We start from the raw sequence: 738 nt of genomic DNA, 5'->3' as shown, positions 1-738 counted from the left end.
TCCAATATGTCGTAATACTGTTTTTTATCCTTATTTATCTGATGGGAGATACTGAAGAAACGCATCTTTGAGTCTTCAGCCTGTGAAAGTGCCATATCAGCAATGGCTCGTCCGATTCGTCCGTTTCCGTCATCGAAAGGATGGATACAGACAAACCACAAATGGGCTATCGCCGATTTGACATAGCCGTTATGTACATCTGAATTGAACCAGTCCAGAAACCGATTCATTTCTTCGTCTATTCTTTCAGGAGCAGGCGCTACATAATGTACCTTTTCCCGGCCGAACATTCCAGAAATAACTTTCATCTCTCCACTGCGGTATCGGGCTACATCTATTTTCGTTGGACCGCTCCATCCGGTAGGAAACAGGCAGTTGTGCCAGCCGAAGAGTCTTTCATGGGTAAGCGGACTGTTGAAATTGACAGTTGCATCAAGTGCCATTTCCACTACTCCGTCTATATATCGTGAGGATTCGGTCGGATTCGGTAGTTGTACTCCAAGTTTGCGGGCTACAGATGAACGTACCTGCTCATTGTTCAATTCCACTCCTTCAATTTCTGATGATGCAATGATGTCATGAGAGATGGATTCAACTACGGCAGACATCTTGTCGTTAAAACCGATTACACTAAGGCGTCCCATCAGATAACCGACAGCTTTGTTTACCTTGTTCAGTTTCTCACCGACAAGTTCCTTGTTCCACGAAAAGGAAGGCCATTCTTTATGTTCATGTATA

At 44.2% G+C, this 738-nt stretch carries 1 protein-coding gene; it reads right to left on the bottom strand.

What is annotated here, in order from left to right:
- Positions 1-737, bottom strand: a 737-nt coding sequence (locus tag QUW60_RS15050) for a Fic family protein (protein ID WP_289561515.1), incomplete at its 3' end; no start/stop codon positions are given.
- Position 738: the final 1 nt, after the last annotated feature.

It is taken from the genome of Bacteroides gallinaceum, assembly GCF_030373775.1.
GTDB lineage: Bacteria > Bacteroidota > Bacteroidia > Bacteroidales > Bacteroidaceae > Phocaeicola > Phocaeicola excrementipullorum.
This window is presented reverse-complemented; position numbering and strand designations above follow the sequence as displayed.